We start from the raw sequence: 17909 nt of genomic DNA on the forward strand, positions 1-17909 counted from the left end.
TATCACTGTTTCACCGCTCAGACAACTCCCATGCATACTCAAATCCTCTAAAACCCTCCGCACATCCTACCCAAAGTTCCACGTGGAACATGTGGCACCATCCTCACTTCTTGACTTCACGATTTCATGATGATCGCCCCACCAGCACCTACACATTGGTATTTGGAGTTTGAAACTTGGTGTTTAAGAGTTAAATACCACTCCGTGTTCACCTACCCTCAAACATACGATGTCCTCGTCATCGGTGCCGGCCACGCCGGTGTCGAAGCCGCCCTCGCCGCCGCCAGACTCGGTTGTAGAGTCGCCGTCCTCACCCAGAACCTCGATACCATCGGCGCCATGTCGTGCAATCCCGCCATCGGTGGTCTGGCCAAAGGCCACATGGTCCGCGAAATAGATGCCCTCGGCGGCGCCATGGCTCTGAACACCGACGCCACCGGTATCCAGTTCCGCATGCTCAACGCCGGTAAAGGTCCCTCAGTCCGCGCCCCGCGCGCCCAGTGTGATAAAAAAAACTACCAGTTCCGCATCAAACACACGCTCGAATCCACCCCGGGTATCGACCTCCACCAGGCCAATGTCGCCGAGCTGCTCGTAGAAAACGATCAAATCACCGGCATCACCACCTCCCTGCACATGCGAATCAATGCCCGCTCCGTCGTCCTCTCAGCCGGAACCTTCATGCGCGGCCTTATGCACGTGGGTATGAAAAATGAAATCGGCGGCCGTATGGGCGACGCCACATCCACCGTATCCGACTCACTTAAACACCTCGGCTTTGATCTGGCCCGATTCAAAACCGGCACCCCCTGCCGTATCAATGGCCGCTCGATTGATTTCTCGAAAACGGAACCACAATACGGCGATACCCCACCACCCTTCTTTTCCTACCTCGCCGACACCCTGACCAAAGGTCCCAACGACATCCACACCCTCAACGGCCTGCCCACCCAGCGGCATGACCGTCCCGGTCATGATCAAAACTCACGGAGCGAAGCTCCGCAAACTTCACTCATAACAAATAACCAATCACGAATAACCGGGACGCAGTCCCCCACGTTCCACGTGGAACAAATCCCCTGCCACATCACCTACACCTCCCCAAGAACCCACGAGATCATCCGCGACAATCTCGACCAATCACCCATGTACTCGGGGAAAATCGAAGGCCCGGGCCCACGCTACTGCCCATCCATCGAAGACAAGGTGGTCCGGTTCGCAGAAAAGGAACGCCACCAGGTGTTCCTCGAACCCGAAGGCCGCCACACCCACGAGTACTATATCAACGGGGTCTCCACCTCCCTCCCCTACGATGTCCAGCTCGACTTCATCCATTCCATCCCCGGCCTGGAAAACGCCCAGATCATCCGACCCGGCTACGCCGTCGAATACGACTACTGCCCACCCACCCAACTCTCCCCCACCCTGGAAACCAAACGCGTCTCCGGCCTCTACTTCGCAGGCCAGATCAACGGTACTTCCGGCTACGAGGAAGCCGCCGCCCAAGGCCTGATGGCCGGCTCCAATGCCGCTCTCAAGGTCCTCGGAAAACCCGGGTTCATCCTCCGCCGCGACCAAGCCTATATCGGTGTCATGATCGATGACCTCGTCACCAAGGGCACCACCGAACCCTACCGCATGTTCACCTCCCGCGCGGAATACCGTCTGCTCCTCCGCCAGGACAACGCCGACCTTCGCCTCACTCCACTTGCCATCGAAAACGGCCTCGTCTCCGGACTCCGCGCCACCCGCACCAGCCAGAAAATCAACGACCTCGCCGTCGCCAAATCCATCATCCCCACCATTTCCCACGATGGCATCAAACTCGACCACTGGTTCCGACGTTCGGAAAACTCCTACACCTCTCTACCCACGGAGATCCTCGGCCAGGCTCCCGCCCACCTCTGGCCACTACTCGAAACCGACTTCAAATACGCAGGCCACCTCGACCGCCAACAGGTTCAAATCGACCGCCTCCAACGTATGGAGGACAAGCGCATCCCGGATTCGTTCGACTACGACAAGGTCCCCGGCCTCAAAGCCGAAGCCCGTCACCACTTCAACACCATCCGCCCCACCACCATCGGCCAGGCCTCCCGCATCTCAGGAATCACCCCCGCCGACATCGCCATCCTGGCCATCGCCCTCCGCAAATAAGGAAGGGGGGAGCGAACGAGGGGAGCGTGGGCGTCCCGCCCGCTATCAACCCAAGCCCCCAACATCAAAGTCGGTCCTCGAAACCCATACAGCGCTTACTTGACCTCATAAACCCATAGCACTCCCCCAGCGATCCATACTCGTTTCATCACCCACACATAACATACATCAAATTCTCTCGATCCGCAGTTTCAAACTACATCTGGTAGCAGTTAGAGAAAAACACCCCAATATCTGGTTAAAATGCCCGAAAATACCCCACTTTTTCAAAACCAGCATAACCCCCTCTGCATAAACAACATAACCCCTATTCAGGCCCCCATTTAACACCCTGAGAATCACACGAAATAAGCCCCCCTGACCCCTTGCCCGCTCCATCAAAATCTACAGCCCTTAAAAACCACCTAACAAATAAAGCATCCCAAACCATTTTTCGGCAGCAATCCTAACCCATAAATTTCCGTGCCGTGCTGTCCAATCCATGCTTCTCTACGACCATGAAAATTCTCCACCTGCTCCTACTGTCAGCCCTCCTCTCATCCTGCAAAGACAATCCACCTGCCGACCAGTCAAACACAGAAAAACACACAGACCCGCAAGTCGATACCACCATCGAAGAACTACGCTCACATCTCTCACTTGCACCGAACCAGCAACCGGCTCTCGATCAACAAGCCTTCGCCAGCAACTCACTCACCAAAATCCAGGCCGAGGAAGCTCTCAACCTCATTCTAGCCAACCGGACCCTAACGCTGCGCGCCGACCGCCAAAGTGAGTTCGAAAACAAATCCATCACCATCAATTACAACGGCTCGGAAAAAACCCTCAAATACGAATACAAAACGTTCGGTGACAAACCCAGCGACGGCCATTCGCTCTATATCTCGATGCACGGCGGCGGCGGCGCCCCACCCCAGGTCAACGACGGCCAGTGGAAAAACCAGATCAATCTCTACCAGCCGGCCGAAGGAATCTACCTCGCGCCCCGCGCCCCCACCGACACCTGGGACCTCTGGCACCAAGACCATATCGATCCTCTGTTCGACCGCCTCATCGAAAACTTCATCGCCATCGAGGGTATCAACCCTAACAAAGTCTACATCATGGGTTACTCCGCCGGTGGCGACGGCACCTACCAGCTCGCTCCCCGTATGGCCGACCGTTGGGCCGGTGCCGCCATGATGGCCGGCCACCCCGGCGATGCCCAGACCTACAACCTGAGAAACCTACCCTATTTCATCCAGTGCGGAGGAAAAGACGCCGCCTACAACCGCAATCAACTCGCCGCGGAATGGGGCAGCAAACTCGATCAACTCGCTAAAGACGATCCCGGTGGCTACCCCCACAAATGTATCGTCTATCCCCAATACGGCCACTGGATGAACCTCGAGTGCAAACAAGCCGTTCCATGGATGGCAAAACACACCCGCAACCCGTGGCCAAAGTTTCTCCACTGGCACCAGGACAACGTCACCCACACCCGCTTCTTCTGGCTAGCCAACCCAAGCCCGAAACCAAACCAGCTCATCACCGCCAAAGTCGACGGCCAAACCATCACAATCTACCAAGCTCAAAATACACCCAAAGCCGCTATCTCACCCTTCAAGGGGAAAGGGGACTACGCTCCACTTCCAACCATCACTCTGCGCCTTTCCGACCAACTCGTCGACCTCGATAAACCACTCACCGTCAAAGACTCACAAGGAAAAACCCTCTTCCAGGGCATGGTCAACCGCACTGTCTCCTCCATCCACCAATCCATTCAACAACGCCCGGACCCCACCAGCGCCTGCACCGCCACCCTCACCCTCACCCTCACCCTTCAGTAACCCCCCCCACCAAGATCCGGCCGTCCCTTCAGATCCGACCAATCCAAAGCCCCCCCATTCCAATAATTTCCCCAAAATTGAATGGTTAGACCACCGGTTTTCTGTTTAGATCCACACTAGTTGAAAGAAAAGAGTGTGGTTTTCATTCATGTTGAGTGAATCGACCACGGGCGGTAGCGACCCAGGAACAACCCCCCCAGGGGAGCGTGGGCGTCCCGCCCGCCCCCAACCTGGAATCCGCAGTTCGTGACGGCGGTTTGCAACCGCCTGGTCAATGCTTCCATAGGCCTTGGCGGTTCTAAACCGCCGCCACATTCTGTTCCACACGCACCCAACCGCGGATTCTAGGATCCACCCAAGCCCCCAACCCAAGCTTGGTATTTGGAGTTTAAAACTTGAATCTTAAAGACAATCCAACGGGCTCTTCACGGCATCCCCAGGTCGATCTAACACATGCGTATAAATCATCGTAGTACTCACATCCGAGTGCCCTAACAACTCCTGCACCGTCCGGATGTCCTGCCCACGTTGTAACAAGTGCGTCGCAAACGAATGCCTCAATGTATGACAGCTGATCCGTTTGTGTATCCCGGTTTTACTAACAGCTTTCTTGAGCGCGTTCTGCACCACCTTCTCGCTTAAATGCTGCCGCCTGATCACCCCAAGTCTCGGGTCCTGGGATAGCTTGCCACTTGGAAACAACCACATCCAAGTCAACGACTTGGCCGCCTTAGGCTCCTTGACCCCCATCGCATCCGGCATCCATACACCCGCAGTCCCAGCCAACTCATCTTTTTCAACAACAGTCCTAACATACTCGATCTGTTTCTTGAGCTTGTCCACGATGGAACGGGGCAGGGGAGTCCTCCTCGACTTGCCACCCTTTCCCCTGACAACAGAAATATAACCATTCTCAAAATCAATATCCTTCACCCGTAGACGCATACACTCCATCAATCTCAACCCGGCACCATACATCAACTTCGCCATCAATAAAGGTACACCCCGCATCTCCCCTAACACCCTCACAACCTCAGCCTCCGTCATCACCACCGGTAAGGCCCTCCTACCCGACCCCTTGCAAAATTCCCCGAGGTTGAAATCCTGTTCCAGGAAAACCGCTTTATACAAAAACGACAACGCATTCACCGCCTGCTTCTGTGTATTCGCACCCACCCGACGGTCCACCGCCAGATACGTCAAAAACCTCGTCGCCGCATCAACATCCGGTTTATCACCAAACCCCTCCGCATGATACCACCGGAAAAAATCCACCGCCCACTTCACATAAGTCTCCTCCGTCCGCAATGCATACCTCCGCACCCGCAATTTCATAATCAACTCTTCCAGCCACCCCACAACGTCATCCCCCGCCGCCTCACTTCCACCACCCCCTCGTAGCCCGCCACCCCCTTCAAGGTCGCCAGCGCGTACACCTGTATCCCTCGATTCACCAGTTGTTCGTTGTGATGAATCACCATCTCCGCCCGATACCTGGCACCCGATACCTGTCTCCTGTTTCCCCTGCCCTGCCCCCCGGCCCCCGTCACCTGCCCCCCGCATTCCAGCACTCGGTTTCCTAACCTTAAACCCGGCCTTCGCCAGGATCTTCAACCTTTCCTCGCGCGTCAGCTCCCTGCTTAACTCACTGTGGAGAGGCTCAAATTGGTCAATCCTGGCATACACAAGGTTCCAATTCATCCCCACCGCCCAGCTGCTTTTTAAAATATCACGGTGTGCCCAACAAACCGCCTGCACCGCCTGCTTCATCTGCCACGGCTCCATCACCCGACCCATAAAGTCCACCCACTCCATCAACCGCTCGTCACCCGCCATTTCACACCACCTTTTGTCCCGACCGCGCACCCGTGCCCCCTCCTGCACACGCGCACCTGTCCGTTCGCGCTCCCGCTCCCGCTCCCCTATCTTGCCGACCGCGCCCTGTGATTCAATATCATACCTCGCCTCGTTCCGGTAAAAATCGGCCCATCGTTCCAGGTGCCTGCCAAAAAAGACATAAGAACTCTGTGGCACCCTCCGTTTGGCCAGCAACACCAGATAATCCTGCCAGAACTCACTGCCCCGCAGCGAAGCGGATAAACCTTCGACACCCGCCCCCCCACGGCCGGCAGCAGACCCCCCCAATTTCCCGCCAGCACGCTCCGCCACATCATTACCCCCCTCAGCCGCCTCACCCCCACCACCCTTCCCTGCCACACCACCCTTCCCTGCCACACCACCCTTCCCTGCCACACCACCCTTCCCTGCCACACCACCCTTCCCTGCCACACCACCCTTCCCTGCCACACCATCACCATCACCAATACCCCGGTGTCCCCCCTTGCTCCCATCCGCCACCCTTCCCCCCTTGCTCTCGTCAGACCCCGTGTATCCGTAGGGCACTCTCCCCTCACATAAAAACCCATCCGACACAGCACCCTCCCCAACAGACCAAGCTCGATCTCCCCAATGAGGGGTATCATTAAAATCATCCGCATCCAGCGTATCTTGAGACTTGCCAGAATGATCATAACACCTTGGTAAATCGACATTTACCCGGACCCAGTCCATGCCAAATACCTGGGAAAAAGCCGCCACCAACCCACGCTCTTCACGAACCCTGTGATGAAAAATCCACTGCTCGACCTCATTCACCAGAGGCGAGCCAAGATCCAATGCTTCAGTCGAAGGAAAATACTCATACGAACACATGTTCACTAGAATAGTTCAAAAACATCCCAAGTCAACAACTAATTACCCCCAAAAAACCCGTCACCCGTCACCCGTCACCCGTCACAAAGAGCCACAGCCTGCCACAAACAGCTGCAGACCAACCCGTGAGAACCCGTATGAATCGAAATCCGGTTACCCGCAGAACCCGGACCGCTTATCTATCAGCCAGGCCTGGGCGTCGACCCATTGTAATACGGGTATATCGTAATGAGATTGACAACACCGGCATCGGCTCAGAGGCCAAGCGGATCTTACCAGTAGGTTCTACCAGTTGTGTGGGCTCACAAGTAACCAGGATAAGTATCTCCCGAGAAATTCCACACAGTACCGCAGTCCAATTCCCCCAGCCTAGGACACCAAAAACAAAGAAAACCAGCCCATAAGAGTTGCTATTCTAGCCAAACCCCCTACTTTTCCACAGGATAGACGAACGACCGTCTATCCCATAAACAACCCCCGTTCGTCCATTTAACTGTTCGGCAATAATAATATGGAGCAGCAATCATACAATACCTTCAAGGATGCTTCGGCGGCTGCGAAGCATATGGCTATGATCAATCGAATCACCACGAAGATCGTTCGCAACGGTGATCTGTGGGTGGTGTCTAGTCTATCGCCTGAGTCTTTAACTCAAAGCGCATGCCAGTCACCAACTCGATTTAGACGCACTGGACCAATCTCTCCTGACCCTCCAACTCATAATCATGACTACGAATACTTCGACCATTATGATGATGCACCAACCGAAGATGAGGAAGAAGATGACTCTGATGACGAGGAGTTAGATGAGATGGATATGAGAGATCGAATCAACGACTACTGGGATGAGATAGGTTCATATCGTGAGAATTTTGCTAGGTCATCGAATGACGGTTGGTTTCATCCAGAGCGTGAGGGATCTTCTGAAGACAACTATTATCGTGAGGAATAGCTATTTGCCATCAAGAATACGGATTAGGTGTTCTGCAATAATACAACCACAATACACTAAATAAACATGAACAAAGAAACAACAACATTAATATCCAGTCTAGCCCTGATATGTGGATTTATTAGATCAGCACAAAGTGGCTCGTATAGCGGAAATTTGGTCTCTTTAATATCTGGATCTATCGGGTATACATTGGGTATTCTTTTTATACCACTTGGAGTTTCAGCTGCCGTCGCTTTATTCAGACCCAAAGGCAGTAAGATGAAAGCATTCCATATAAGCTACTGTATTCTAGGTATAGTATTTTTACTATTGATAGCATTCGTCATATTCAATCACACAAGCCGTTAAATTTATAAGCTACTCCTAAGAAAAATCAGGCCGAACAAGGCGCTTCATCCGACCGTTAACCGTCCGCGACTCAGCAACCTGATAGAGAGAAAGATCGTTTTTGGTAATTCGGAGGTTGTCCCGGCGGCGGTTGAGCTCTACGTTCGCCAATAATAAGAATTGAGTCTCCGCGTTCATCATCCCGCTCAGTCGACTTCAAGAGCTGGTTATCATCGTTCGTTCGCGCACATGGATCAGGATTGAGACGATTGCCACCTTGGTTCGTTTCCAGGCGTTCCCCTGACAGAGTGCTGGACTATTCCGAATCGGCTTGGGTTGATTATTCAGAATCGCCGTCGAACAAGGCGCTTCATCCGACCGTTAACCGCCCCACAGTTTGCCGCGAGTGAGAGGTATTGACCATTTCAGGTTTGCGGCGGTTGACCCACCGGCGGTTGAGCTCTACGTTCGGCAATAATAAGAATGAAAGATAATCCTGATCATATCATCGCTCGATCTATCACCGTGGTGGATTCAGACGGTAACCCAAGAATCACATTGAACGGTGGTGATAATGATGTGGGTACCAACATCGTCTTAACCACCAAGAAAGGAAAGATCCTTCAGATTCAAGAACAGCCAGATGGTTACGTCACGATCGGTATGGATGGTTTACATAATCCTCATGGAGTATCCATAAGTAAGCACGGCCTTTGCATTCGTGATGCAGAAGGGAAGCCCGCTGTGACAGTTGGTGATTACATGGAGAATGGTGTCGGTATATATAAAGGCGGCATGGCGGTATACGAGCTAGGCTGCGATGACGAAGAATAGTGGCCGAACAAGGCGCTTCATCCGACCGTTAACCGTTTCGAAGCCAGAAACCATTTCACGGAATCGACCATGCACGGCCTTCGACCTTGTCACACCGGCGGTTGAGCTCTACGTTCGGCTATAATAATACTTTTTCCTCGGTGTTTGTTAGGCGTAGTGAGATCGCTGGCTGTTTGATCGAAAATATATTTTCCAGATGATTATTCTGATCCCGCTCAGTTTACCTTTGTCATCGATGCCATATCGTTCGTTCGCGCACATTGCTAGAGATTGAGACGAATTAAGCCCGTGTGATTTGCAGCGGAAATTCGGACGGAGTGCTGGACTATTCAACAGGCTATCGCACATTGCGAGATACGGTCGGGATTATTGATTGGTCACGGTTCTACGTTCCGGGATCTGTTCCAAGGATAGTTGCCGAACAAGTCGCTGCATCCGACCGTTAACCGTTCTCGACGCCACGGAGTTTTAGAGCGAAAGACCTTTTTTGATTTATCACGGTTGACCCTACGGCGGTTGAGCTTTACGTTCGCTAATAATAAATGAAATTCCTTATTCCAACTCTACTCTTAGCTGCAACGTTCTGTGGCTCATGCAATAAACACAAGAAATCCTTGGATGATAAGGATCGATTGAATGCTCAAGCGATGCAAAAAATCGTAGATGAATTTCCGAATAGGAAGCTCGGTATCTGGACGAAGGATGAATCCTACGAGCTGCATTTATATGGCAGTCTTGCATATATCAGACGTAGTGACTCCAACGCTAATAGGTTGCTCTACCCAATCAGTTCTGTGAGGTGTGAGGCGATTTGGAATGCCTTTCATGAGTTACCTGGGATTGGCGACTACAAGAATGAAGAACCTTATGTCACTAGATCCAGAGACACGCATCACATAATCTTCCTGAATGAGAGCGCTGGGGTTTTTCTGGGCACGGATCGTATTAGTTATTCCATACCTAGAACTATTTCTGGTGATGCATATGTTTCATGGCTCAAATCGGTAAGAGATGTAATCATCGAATATCAAAGCGAACAAGGCGCTTCATCCGACCGTTAACCGTCCGCGACTCCGCAGACTGATAGAGAGAAAGATCGTTTTTGGTGATTCGGAGATTGTCCCGGCGGCGGTTGAGCTCTACGTTCGGCCATAATAAGAATGCACGCATTGTGTTGCGTGTTGCCGTGTTGGTTAGATGAATGGATTATTGGTTGATCATGGTCATCAGGTTTCGGTGTTGGTTGGTCCTGCTATCGAGCGCGTCGTTGGCTGATCCATCGTCCGCGATTACGAGTTCCAGGGTAGTTTGATCCATGTTGCCCATCGGTTTTCTCCGTGGTCGTTACTCTGGCGTTTCCGGCTTCGGTCGACATGCCTGGCTTTCGCACGCTTGCAGAGACGGTCGGTGTGAATGATGGGGGACGTTTAAGGGAGCCGGGTGGTGTTTGAGAGGATGGTTGCCGAACAAGGCGCTTCATCCGACCGTTAACCGTCCTCGACTTCACACAGTTTTACAGCAATCATCCGTTCGAGGTTTGTCGCGTTTGACTCACCGGCGGTTGAGCTCTACGTTAGCTAATAATAATGAAGACTCGCTGTCATAAATTAATGGTTCTCGCGGTAGTTGTTGTGTGCATAGCATCACTCGTATGGACTTTTTGGCTACGACCACGGCAGATTTTTCACGGCTATGTTGATGGTGATTGGTCAGCATACTCTTCTGTGACTCATAAGATAGTAGATGGTAATAGTGTAATATCATTCAGATCGTTGGAAGAGGGTAGCACCGAAAGGATTATTGAACGGCTGAAGCTTTCGGTTGGAGCGCCAGGAGGGAACACAGGTGAACTTTGTGATAGAACGCTAAGCCAAGCTGGATACAACCCACATGAATTCTCGCGGTATTTCGATCATGAAAGATCAATTGAAAGAGGTATTTTATGCCTCTACACAGGATCTAGGGAGTCAGTGATTGTGGTTCTTCGCTACTGAATAATTAAAGCTAACAAGTCGCTGCATCCGACCGTTAACCGTTAACGACTTCACATAGTTTTACAGCAATTAGCCGTTTAAGGTTTGTAACATTTACACACCGGCGGTTGAGCTATACGTTGGCCAAAAAACAAACACGATGGAACTAAAGAAAGTATATATTATATCAGTTGGCGTTATAGCCATGCTTGCTAATCTCACAAATGCTTCGGAGATCAAAATGCCCACTACAGCGAAACTCGTTTTTGAGGAAGACTGGTCGACGGGAAGAATTAACCCCGACAAGTGGTATGCACTCCACAAACGTTGGGGAAAAGGCAACCATGGGGTGGTGCGAAAAAATGTCTTTATCGCCCAAGACATGGTGAATGGCAAAAAACAGAATGTCCTAGTATGCCGAGGTCACGGAGACGAGTATAAGGGGGATGTAGTAGGCTGGAATGGCAAAGGAACGAGAGTTGGCGGAGTGCTTGCAACCAAGAAGTTCTTTGCATCCGGGCGTTATGAAGTAGTCATGAAAATCGGATCTACCGACATAAGCCCTAATGGTCCAAAAGACCCAAAACGCCCGATTGGAATGGTTCCAGCGATTTGGACGTATTCCTACAAGTGGGTTGGAGCAGGGAAAGGTTCTCCAAAATCTTTTAACCGAGCCAAACCCATGTTCAATCCTCATATGAGAAACGAATACTGGTCCGAAATCGATATGCCGGAATTCGGCAAGAATCAGGATCTGGGAACTGGACTCTATAACGTTTTTCTAAATGCTAACCACCAAAGCAGAACGTATCCTGTCAAACATGTCCTTGACGGTAAATATCATACCTTCACCTCAATTTGGCGCACGCATCTTGTTCCTATCAAAGGAGTCACTGACAAACAAGTGGTTAAGTCAGATGGCTTCTGGTGGATTCAGGACAAGTCAATCCCCTTTGCATCTTACCGTGGCAATCCACTTAAAAGACTAGGAAAAGATCACTATGCCGTCTATGCGGGCAAGGAGGTCGATCACTACATTGATGGTAAGTATGTAGGTAATAATCCAACTCACGTTCCAGCGATGGCGGCACAGCTTAGCATAGGAGCTTGGTTTCCCGATTGGGCTGGAGCTGCACCTTGGGCTGAATCCAAGGTATCCGTAGCTTCTGTAAAGGTGTGGCAATACGGCGACCCAGGAGATGTCCGAGGAGTTCTGACCGAAAATGTCCCAGATAATATGAATGAGATGGGGCAACCACTGAAACGGTAAACAGCCAACAAGGCGGAGCACCCAACCCCATACCCGCCACGCAGTCGAGTCTTCCCACAACTACAACCACATAATCTTTCGTCAACGGACGCCCTCGGTATGGGGTTGGTGTCCTTTGACGTTCGATTAAAATAATAAATGCCATGAAAACCACACTCATTATATCACTTTTAGTAGCTCTATCATCGTCACTATTCTCTCAGGCTTTGTCACTAGACAAAGTCATGTCCAAAGAAGACCAGAAAAAATGTGGGATCAACATGCTAACGAAAGAAGAAAAAGCCAATCTTGAAATTTGGCTAACAAAATTTACCTTGCGTGCAATGCAGGCAGCTAAAAAGCCTATCGCCCAACCAGCTAAGAGAGTAGTAGGTTTATACCGTGGAGGCGCAAAAGGTCATTGGATTCAGAAGAAGATCGATAACGGGTCAATGATTCAGCTTGAAGACGGATCAATATGGGAAGTATCTCCTATGTCAAAGATTGATACCGCTTTATGGCTTGCTATTGATAATGTAATAATCGCAAGCAGTAAGAACCCACTCTACCCATACCTGATAATTAATTCAGGTGATGGGACAAAAGCAGAGGCAAAGCTGATATCACAATAGATCGAACAAGGCGCTTCATCCGACCGTTAACCGTCCCACAGTTTGCAACGAGTGAGAGGTATTGACCATTTCAGGTTTGTGGCGGTTGACTCGGCGGCGGTTGAGCTCTACGTTCGCCAATAATAATAATTTTCTGAAGTTGGCGGTTCTCGATGCACCATGATGGAAGGTTTCGTTGATGATCTCAGGTTGCTTGATCCGTTGCTGGTGTCTTGAACGGCATCATCGTGCAGGGCACAGGTTCCGGCGTATGAGATTCCCCAGGTGTCACTTTTTGGGCGCAAGGGCGTGGTTCGTGCAAGGGTTTCGCATGATTCTGGCACATTGCGTCGATTCACTAAGCGCGGCTGCCTCCGGTGCCAGAAACTTGCTGTCGGCGGTCGTTGGCGAGGTTGCGAGAGAGCCAGCACGATGCGATCACGAGTCGGCACATCCTAACTATTCAGAATCGCCGTCGAACAAGGCGCTTCATCCGACCGTTAACCGCCCCACAGTTTGCCGCGAGTGAGAGGTATCGACCATTCTTGATTTTCGACGGTTGACCCACCGGCGGTTGAGCTCTACGTTCGGCGATAATTAGATGGATATTCCATGGATTGTTCGCTTCGGTGATGTCGATGGGGGATTTGGCTGGTCGAGATTCCCGGCGTTGCATCGGTGCTGTTCGGTTTAGGTTTCCGTTGATCGATCTGGATTGCCCGTCGCCACCTGTCCGATGACTGAGCCACTCATCCATGAATTTTTGTCACCTGGGCTGGTTCGGTCGTGGTTCTGCGGTTTCCGGCACATTATTTCATGCAGGCGTGTGCTGAGAGGTGCGGTCGGGGTTCATGGTTTGACATCGGTTTCAGGCGCTGGCACGGGAAGTGAGAATAGTTGCCGAACAAGGCGCTGCATCCGACCGTTAACCGTCCCACAGTTTGCCGCGGGTGAGAGGTATTGTCCATTTCAGGTTTGCGGCGGTTGACTCACCGGCGGTTGAGCTCTACGTTCGGTCATAATAAGACTTTTTGATCAGATCGATCGCGTTGATGAAGCGTGAAGGGATTATTGGTTCATCGAGTTTCCAGGCGTTGGACAGATGCTGCGAAATGGAGGTGAATGGTCGAACAAGCTGCATCCTACTGAGAAGTGCCTGATGGCTTGGCTGTTCACCCCGGAACTTTCATCACCGAACTTGGCACCATCCTATTTTGACATTTCAGACGTTGCCGCATATCCTCTGCACATGGCTAGAGCGGTCGGAGTGAATGGCCAGTGATCGTCTTCCGTGTTGGGCGTTTGTTAGAGTAAAATTTACCGAACAAGGCGAAGCATCCGACCGTTAACCGTCCTGAGTCCGAGACCTTTTTTAAGTTAAAAACATGAATGATCGGCAGCTGTTTTACACGCGGCGGTTGTTCTCTACGTTCGGTAATAATAAGAATGAAAACATACACCCTTAACCCTGAAATCGTTGAGTGGATTGAAAGCGGCCATATTCATGAAGCCCTTACCGGACGAGGCGTATACTTTCTTCCCGATCACACATGCCGCGACCAACACGACGTAATGCTCGTCATGTATGTCCTCTTGTCGTGGGCAACTCAAGCAAGTCATCAACCGTTAGTTTCCGATGCGCTGTCGATTACATGTCAGAAACTTCACGCTGAAGGAGACTTAGAGACGCTCAACAACCTTCTACTAGCTCATCAAATCCAATCGGATGACCTGGGAATTGACATAGGGTTCAATTATGAAACTAAGTAGACAATTTGTGACAGCAAAGACAAATAACTGACCGAACAAGGCGCTTCATCCGACCGTTAACCGTCCCACAGTTTGCAGCAGGGGAGAGGCATCGACCATTTCAGGTTTGCGGCGGTTGACTCGGCGGCGGTTGAGCTCTACGTTCGGCAATAATAAGAATCATGAGTAACATCACCACATTAACGAAAGTTGATTCCAGTATGATATACGCTATCGGTTACGATGAGAAGAATCAGATATTAGAAGCTGTATTTACTAGAGGAGGCATATGGGAGTATCATAATTTTCCGAAAGAGGCTTACCAGAGCCTAATTGATTCTGATTCCATAGGGTCGCATATGAGATACGCTGTTCTCGGGTGTTATGACGAAGTGAGAGTTTCATGATCAGGCTTCGCACACTTACAGATACGGTCGGAATTCTTGGTTGCTGACGGTTTGATATTCTGGGAGCGGTTTCCAAGAACGTGGCCGAACAAGGCGCTTCATCCGACCGTTAACCGCCCCACAGTTTGCCGCGAGTGAGAGGTATCGACCATTCTTGATTTTCGACTGTTGACCCACCGGCGGTTGAGCTCTACGTTCGGCAATAATTATAATGAATGCATTATTCAGCATCCTCACTCGTATTGCGATGGGTGAAAAGATGGAATCTTCGACCAAGCGAGATACCGCGCATTGGCTTGGTTCATTTGCTATCTTACCGATATGGATACTGGGTTCTTCGGCTCTGATGCGCCGGTTGAACCGGATCTGGGATGGATACATTACAGACCATGCATGGTGCCTGATATTGTTCGCGATTCTGGCATTTCTGCTGCTCTTAATACTCTGTTTGGCTATAACCAGAGTTTTCCTTTATCGACCGCTTGCATTGATACTTTTAGCTGTAATCACATGGAGTGGTTGTTTCTGGTTTGTTTGTGCGAAGCTCACGTAAGCGAAGAAAGTGGCCGAACAAGTCGCTGCATCCGACCGTTAACCGTTTTCGACTTCACACAGTTTTACAGCAATCATCCGTTTGTGGTTTGTGTCGTTTACACACCGGCGGTTGAGCTTTACGTTCGGCTATAATAATACTTTTTCATCGGTGTTTGTTAGGCGTAGTGAGAGCGATGGTGGTTTGGTTGATAAGATATTTCCCAGATGATTATTCTGATCCCGCTCAGTTTACCTTTGTCATCGGTGCCATATCGTTCGTTCGCGCACATTGCTAGAGATTGAGACGAATTAAGCCCGTGTGATTTGCAGCGGAAATTTGGACGGAGTGCTGGACTATTCAAATCAGGCTATCGCACATTGCCAGATACGGTCGGGATTATTGGTTGGTCGAGGTTCTACGTTCCAGGATCTGTTTCAAGGATAGTTGCCGAACAAGTCGCTGCATCCGACCGTTAACCGTTCTCGACGCCACGGCGATTTAGAGCGAAAGACCTTTTTAGATTTATCAAGTTTGACCCGACGGCGGTTGAGCTATACGTTAGCTAATAATATGAATAACGCTTCGCGAGGTGCAACGATTGCCCTGAAAGGTGACATCTGTGACCAACTAGAAAGCGACATCTTATATTATGACTGGATTGATCAAACAGCCATAGAGTATTTTGCTCCTCTTTCAGACGATGATCGTCTAGATGTGGTAATTTCGATGATTTCCTCACTGGTTGATGATGGAGTAATTGTAGTTGGAGATGCTAGGTTGGCTGAAGACATTGTCGTTATCGATGCCTGGTCTGAGACGGGTGACGCCTTGGTTATAAGAATGAGAGATACTGTATTATCGCACTCAGGTGAAGATCGGCTATATTGCTTTTGGATACAGAAGCGTGAGCACTATTTAAGCTAACAAGTCGCTGCATCCGACCGTTAACCGTTTTCGACTTCACACAGTTTTACAGCTTTCCATCCGTTTAGGGTTTGTCGCGTTTGACTCACCGGCGGTTGAGCTTTACGTTCGGCAATAATAATAAGAGATGAATACACCCGAATACACTCAGGATGAGTTAATACGGCTTTGGCGACCACAGGCTCTGCAAAAAGCAGAGAACGGCAAAAGCGTGGTAACAATTTCCCAGTTTCTGATTTCAAAAGGCGTAGAAGAATCTAACGCAATACGAGTTGCTCAAGAAATAATGGATGAAGGTAAAAATAATGTTTTTCGATATACCTTTCCTCTTAAATTAATCGGTTGGATTATGGTGGTCGTTGGTTTAGTTACTCCATTTACGTTGTTAGCCTTGGGTCATGGGTTATACATATTCACGTTTGGTCCACTAATTCTCGGTTTGGCGATCGTATGGGGTGGCTACACTGGTCATCGAGAATAATGGCCGAACAAGGCGCTTCATCCGACCGTTAACCGTCCGAGAGTTTGCTCCAGGCGGCTTGTTTACGACCATTTCAGGTTTGCGGCGGTTGACTCACCGGCGGTTGAGCTCTACGTTCGGCAATAATAATGAAGACCAGCATCAAGACTGAACTGCTCAAGAAACTTTCGCATTTGTTGGAGCCGTATCGGCAGCTTAGTTATGCGGAGCTTAAGTCTATGGTAGATCGATCTGACCCAGATGTTCACGAAGGTTATCTTGATTCAGGAGAGGGCTATCAGATTGAGATTCAAGTCTATTGGGATGATGAGCCAGATGGGGTTATTAGAGTATATGGAGTAGGAGACAGATCTCCTCATCGGCCACTTTTTGGATTTATTCCTGTTTACCTATCGAGCGTTGGCGAGTCTATTTTGATTTGTCCTGATGGAAGTTTTATAGAAGGATAGTGGCCGAACAAGTCGCTGCATCCGACCGCTAACCGCGCTCGACTCCAGCTCGGTTCTACAGTTGATAATCACTCTCGGTCGCTTTTCGGTTTTACAGCCGGCGGTTGAGCTTTACGTTAGCTAATAATAATATGATCACCACTCTAAGGTTAGTCTTAATAATCGTCGCTTTAACATTTGTTAGCGGTTGTAAGAGAATAACTCGAAGCGCACACGTTGGACAATCGCGCGCGCATGGAACCCCTATTGCTGATGGGCAAGTAGTTCTTGTTCGGCAGGGTCTTTATCGTGGAGCATTTATACTTACCAATCAGACTACTACTCCTGAGACCACTGATTATAAGTGGTTCTCAAGATCAGATGGAGCAGGAACATTTAATATTACAGAACCCGCTGTAACCTCCAGCATCGTGAAAGATGCCTCGAAAGTGGAATTTTCAGTATATTCTATCGAGTGGTCGGCCAATAACCCAGGGGTGGGATGGATATATTATTCGTTATTTCCAGCCGACAAGAAGCTTAAGCCGGCATATGAGATTTGCGTGACTGATGAGACGAATATCGCCGGTATTGATGCTAATGATCCGAAGTGGGTGTTTCGAGGTAGACCTCTGGGTAAGCCGCACACAGCACCCTAAAAAATTGAGCTAACAAGTCGCTGCATCCGACCGCTAACCGGCTCAGAGTCGGGGGCGTAGTCACCATTTAATCTTGCTC

The 17909-nt window shown here is 50.3% G+C and carries 14 protein-coding genes; 13 read left to right on the forward strand and 1 reads right to left on the reverse strand.

What is annotated here, in order from left to right; genetic code table 11:
* The first annotated feature begins 129 nt into the window (after positions 1-129).
* Together mnmG and H7A51_13345 are read left to right on the forward strand one after the other, a co-directional pair.
* A complete protein-coding gene (gene mnmG / locus H7A51_13340) occupies positions 130-2157 on the forward strand; it encodes a tRNA uridine-5-carboxymethylaminomethyl(34) synthesis enzyme MnmG (protein MCP5537198.1) in 2028 nt (675 codons plus the stop codon).
* 497 nt (positions 2158-2654) lie between these two features.
* Positions 2655-3986, forward strand: coding sequence for an alpha/beta hydrolase (locus tag H7A51_13345; GenBank protein MCP5537199.1), 1332 nt, complete (start codon positions 2655-2657; stop codon positions 3984-3986).
* A 402-nt stretch (positions 3987-4388) separates the two neighbouring features.
* Here H7A51_13345 and H7A51_13350 read toward each other — a convergent pair whose 3' ends face one another.
* Positions 4389-6389: an integron integrase gene (locus H7A51_13350; protein ID MCP5537200.1), complete on the reverse strand. Its 2001-nt coding sequence runs from the start codon at positions 6387-6389 to the stop codon at positions 4389-4391.
* A gap of 820 nt (positions 6390-7209) precedes the next feature.
* Between H7A51_13350 and H7A51_13355 the strand changes: the two genes are divergently transcribed.
* From H7A51_13355 to H7A51_13405, 11 genes are all read left to right on the forward strand, one after another.
* Positions 7210-7650 (forward strand): hypothetical protein, encoded by a 441-nt coding sequence (locus H7A51_13355; protein ID MCP5537201.1) that lies wholly within the window; start codon positions 7210-7212, stop codon positions 7648-7650.
* Between the two features lie 813 nt (positions 7651-8463).
* Entirely contained in the window at positions 8464-8814 is a 351-nt protein-coding gene (locus H7A51_13360) for a hypothetical protein (protein MCP5537202.1), read from the forward strand.
* A 542-nt stretch (positions 8815-9356) separates the two neighbouring features.
* A complete protein-coding gene (locus H7A51_13365) occupies positions 9357-9875 on the forward strand; it encodes a hypothetical protein (protein MCP5537203.1) in 519 nt (172 codons plus the stop codon).
* Between the two features lie 1072 nt (positions 9876-10947).
* Positions 10948-12057: a glycoside hydrolase family 16 protein gene (locus H7A51_13370; protein ID MCP5537204.1), complete on the forward strand. Its 1110-nt coding sequence runs from the start codon at positions 10948-10950 to the stop codon at positions 12055-12057.
* Between the two features lie 143 nt (positions 12058-12200).
* Positions 12201-12668 (forward strand): hypothetical protein, encoded by a 468-nt coding sequence (locus H7A51_13375; protein MCP5537205.1) that lies wholly within the window; start codon positions 12201-12203, stop codon positions 12666-12668.
* A gap of 1425 nt (positions 12669-14093) precedes the next feature.
* Entirely contained in the window at positions 14094-14417 is a 324-nt protein-coding gene (locus H7A51_13380; GenBank protein MCP5537206.1) for a hypothetical protein, read from the forward strand.
* 161 nt (positions 14418-14578) lie between these two features.
* Complete coding sequence (locus tag H7A51_13385; protein MCP5537207.1) at positions 14579-14803, forward strand: KTSC domain-containing protein; 225 nt, start codon at positions 14579-14581, stop codon at positions 14801-14803.
* A 1105-nt stretch (positions 14804-15908) separates the two neighbouring features.
* Positions 15909-16262, forward strand: coding sequence for a hypothetical protein (locus tag H7A51_13390; protein ID MCP5537208.1), 354 nt, complete (start codon positions 15909-15911; stop codon positions 16260-16262).
* A gap of 127 nt (positions 16263-16389) precedes the next feature.
* The gene (locus H7A51_13395) at positions 16390-16743 is read left to right on the forward strand and encodes a hypothetical protein (protein ID MCP5537209.1); all 354 of its coding nucleotides are present in this window, start codon (positions 16390-16392) and stop codon (positions 16741-16743) included.
* A 128-nt stretch (positions 16744-16871) separates the two neighbouring features.
* Positions 16872-17192: a hypothetical protein gene (locus H7A51_13400; protein ID MCP5537210.1), complete on the forward strand. Its 321-nt coding sequence runs from the start codon at positions 16872-16874 to the stop codon at positions 17190-17192.
* A gap of 131 nt (positions 17193-17323) precedes the next feature.
* Positions 17324-17830 (forward strand): hypothetical protein, encoded by a 507-nt coding sequence (locus H7A51_13405; protein ID MCP5537211.1) that lies wholly within the window; start codon positions 17324-17326, stop codon positions 17828-17830.
* Positions 17831-17909 lie beyond the last annotated feature (79 nt).

It is taken from the genome of Akkermansiaceae bacterium, assembly GCA_024233115.1.
Lineage (GTDB): Bacteria > Verrucomicrobiota > Verrucomicrobiia > Verrucomicrobiales > Akkermansiaceae > Oceaniferula.